Here is a 3,127-nt window from a genome sequence, read left to right as displayed (position 1 = left end):
CGCGGACGTCGAGGGCTTCGGCTACGGCCCCGGCATGGTGGGCGGCATGTACGGTGCACGCCCGCGCGCCGGAGTGGGCGGCAGCTTCGGCGGCGGCCTCGGCGGCGCACTGCTCGGCGGCATCCTGATGAACTCGATCCTGAACAGCGGCAGCTGGGGCGGCGGTGGCTTCGGCGGGTTCGACGGCGGCGGCCTCGGCGGCGGCGACTTCGGCGGGTTCGGCGACATCTCCGGCGGCGGCTTCTGACCGCCGCCCCATGAACTCCGGCGCCCCGGGCGCCGGCCCGGCCCGCACGCGCGGGACGGGGTGGACGCAGGCCGACGGTCTGCGCTGACGTGAAAGACCGACGAAAGGCAGACACCATGGTCAAGCAGTCCATCTTCGGCCGCATCAGCACGCTGGCGAAGGCCAACATCAACGCGATGCTGGACAAGGCCGAGGACCCCCAGAAGATGCTGGACCAGATGGTCCGCGACTACACGAACAACATCGCGGAGGCCGAGGCCGCCGTCGCCCAGACGATCGGCAACCTGCGGATGATCGAGGACGACTACCGCGAGGACCAGGACGCGTCCCGCAGCTGGGGCCAGAAGGCGCTGGCCGCCTCCCAGAAGGCCGACGACTTCCGCACCAAGGGCGACACCGCCTCGGCGGACAAGTTCGACAACCTCGCCAAGGTGGCCATCGAGCGCCAGATGGACTTCGAGCGCCAGGCGAAGTCCGCGGAGCCGACCATCGCCTCGCAGCGCGAGATCGTGGAGCGCCTGAAGACCGGTCTGGACCAGATGAAGGTCAAGCGTCAGCAGCTGGTCGCCAAGCGCGACGAGCTGACCGCCCGCGCCAAGTCCGCCCACGCCCAGTCCGCGGTGGCCGACGCCGTGAAGTCGATCGACCTGCTGGACCCGACCTCCGAGGTCTCCCGCTTCGAAGAGAAGGTCCGTCGCGAGGAGGCCCGCGTGCGCGGCCAGCAGGAGATCGCCGCCTCCTCCCTCGACGCCCAGTTCGAGTCCCTCGAGGACCTCGGCGAGAAGACCGAGGTGGAGGCCCGCCTCGCCGCCCTCAAGGCCGGCGGCGCCGGCCAGGCCGCCCTCACCTCGGGCGACGTCGACGCCGATGAGACCCTGACCCTCGACTACGCGGCCGAGGGGACCGCCGAGGAGACCGGCACCGCGCGCGGCTGACCCCGCCCCTCCCCACGGCCCGTCGCCCGGCCCACGCCGGCGCGGCGGGCCGTCCTCGTGCGCCCCGGCCCGGTGCTCCTCCCGGACGCGCCCCGGCCCCCGCGCTCCTTTGGTACTGTCCCGGGGTCCCTCGGCACGCTCCGTGGGACACCCCCGTCCCCGCACAGAGGAAGAACCCCATGCAAGAGCAGTTCACGGCCTGGTCCGTGCTGGTCGACGCCGGCCTCATCGGCGCGCTCCTGGCCGTGGGCACGCTGGCCCGTGCCGTCATCACGCCCCTCCAGACCCTGATGATCCCGGCCTCCGTCATCGCGGGCATCCTGGGCCTGGCCCTCGGCCCGAACGGCCTGGGCTGGCTGCCGTTCAGCTCCCAGCTGGGCACGTACGGCTCGATCCTGATCGTCATCGTGTTCGTGTGCATCGCGCTCACCGACGACTTCGACGTCCGCAAGATCGGCCGCCCCGTGGGCGCGTTCGCGTCCTACGGCGTGCTGATCTACTCCTCCCAGGTGGCTATCGGCGCCCTCGTCACGCTGGTCCTCCTGCAGCCGCTGTTCGACGCGCCCGACTCGTTCGCCGCCCTGCTGTTCGCCGGCTGGGCGGGAGGCTTCGGCTCCGCGGCCGCCGTGGGCCAGGCGTACGCGGCCAACGGTGATGCGACCGTCACCTCGCTGGCCTACACCTCGGCCACCGTCGGCATGATCGTCGGCGTGGTGGGTGGCATCATCCAGGCCAAGATCGGCGCGCAGCGCGGCCACGCGCGGGAGTTCGCGGGCCTGACCTCCATCCCGGAGGAGCTGCGCACCGGGGTGCTGAACCAGGTGGAGGAACGCCCGGTCATCGGCCGGCACACCTTCTCGGCGGCCTCGGTGGAGTCGCTGGCCTTCCAGGTCGGCGTGGTCGCGATGATCGCGGCGGCCGCGCACGGCGTGGTCTCCTGGATCACGGCCGTGTGGCCGAGCGTCGTGGGTGAGGACGGTCCCCAGCTGATCATCCCCGCGTTCGCGATCGCGTTCCTCCTCGGCCTGATCGCCCGCGTCCTGTTCCAGGCCACGAAGACGGCGAAGTTCCTCGACCCGGGCTCGCTGAACTCGGTGTCCGGCACCGCCACGGACATCCTCATCGTCTGCGGCATCGCCGCGATCGCCCCGACCGTGGTCGTGGACTACTGGCAGCCGCTGCTGCTCCTGTTCGTGATCGGCCTCGCGCTGGCCCTGTTCCTGGGGATCGTCGTGGCGCCGCGCGTCATGACCGACGCGTGGTTCGAGAAGCAGCTGTTCACGTGGGGCTGGGCCACCGGCGCCGTCGCCACGGGCGTGGCCATGCTGCGCATCGTGGACCCGAAGCTGAAGTCCGGGACCATGGAGCAGTTCGGCGTGGCCTACATCCCGGTGGTGCCCGTGGAGATCGCGGCCGTGTCCTTCGTGCCGCTGCTGCTCCTCGCGGGCCTGTCCTGGGCCGTCGTCGGCATCTGGGGCGCCATCGCGGTCATCGCGATCATCGCTGCCGTCTGGCTGCGCCGCACCGACCCGGGCCGCCGCACCCCGGCCCAGCAGGCGGTCCGGGCCTCGAGCCGCTGACGCTCCCGCTCCCCCGCGTTGATCGCCCGAGGGCGGTCGGCTCGCCCGCCGGCACCGTGCCGGCGGGCCGGGGCGACCGGGTCCGGACATGCGAGAAGGCCCCCAGCAGATGCTGGGGGCCTTCTCCTTCTCGTTGCGGGGGCAGGATTTGAACCTGCGACCTCCGGGTTATGAGCCCGGCGAGCTACCGAACTGCTCCACCCCGCGGCGACTTCTAGAACTATACACACCTGTTCCGTCGAGTTCAAATCGGCGTCAGCACCCCGCCACCCGGCGGCCATGCGGCGGCCACCTGCCCCGAGACGACAGCGGCCCCGACCACGCGCGGTGCGTGGCCGGGGCCGTCGTCGACGGTCCGGCGGGCA

The 3,127-nt window shown here is 72.0% G+C and carries 2 protein-coding genes, 1 tRNA gene and 1 pseudogene; 3 read left to right on the top strand and 1 reads right to left on the bottom strand.

What is annotated here, in order from left to right:
• From D8M29_RS13645 to D8M29_RS10235, 3 genes and pseudogenes are all read left to right on the top strand, one after another.
• Positions 1-247 (top strand): annotated as a pseudogene (locus tag D8M29_RS13645) (TPM domain-containing protein); the annotation flags it as partial.
• A gap of 116 nt (positions 248-363) precedes the next feature.
• Positions 364-1,182: a PspA/IM30 family protein gene (locus tag D8M29_RS10240; RefSeq protein ID WP_002854906.1), complete on the top strand. Its 819-nt coding sequence runs from the start codon at positions 364-366 to the stop codon at positions 1,180-1,182.
• A 179-nt stretch (positions 1,183-1,361) separates the two neighbouring features.
• Positions 1,362-2,762, top strand: coding sequence for a sodium/glutamate symporter (locus D8M29_RS10235; protein WP_036341163.1), 1,401 nt, complete (start codon positions 1,362-1,364; stop codon positions 2,760-2,762).
• Positions 2,763-2,895: 133 nt separating this feature from the next.
• Here D8M29_RS10235 and D8M29_RS10230 read toward each other — a convergent pair.
• Positions 2,896-2,969 (bottom strand) — tRNA-Met (locus D8M29_RS10230).
• Positions 2,970-3,127 lie beyond the last annotated feature (158 nt).

Origin of the sequence: Micrococcus sp. HSID17227 (assembly GCF_003989405.1) — a bacterium.
Lineage (GTDB): Bacteria > Actinomycetota > Actinomycetes > Actinomycetales > Micrococcaceae > Micrococcus > Micrococcus luteus.
This window is presented reverse-complemented; position numbering and strand designations above follow the sequence as displayed.

What these genes read in the sequence shown, in the direction of transcription:
- D8M29_RS10240 (WP_002854906.1), top strand. Translation starts at nt 364, where the DNA reads ATGGTCAAGCAGTCCATCTTCGGCCGCATCAGCACGCTGGCGAAGGCC.
- D8M29_RS10235 (WP_036341163.1), top strand. Translation starts at nt 1,362, where the DNA reads ATGCAAGAGCAGTTCACGGCCTGGTCCGTGCTGGTCGACGCCGGCCTC.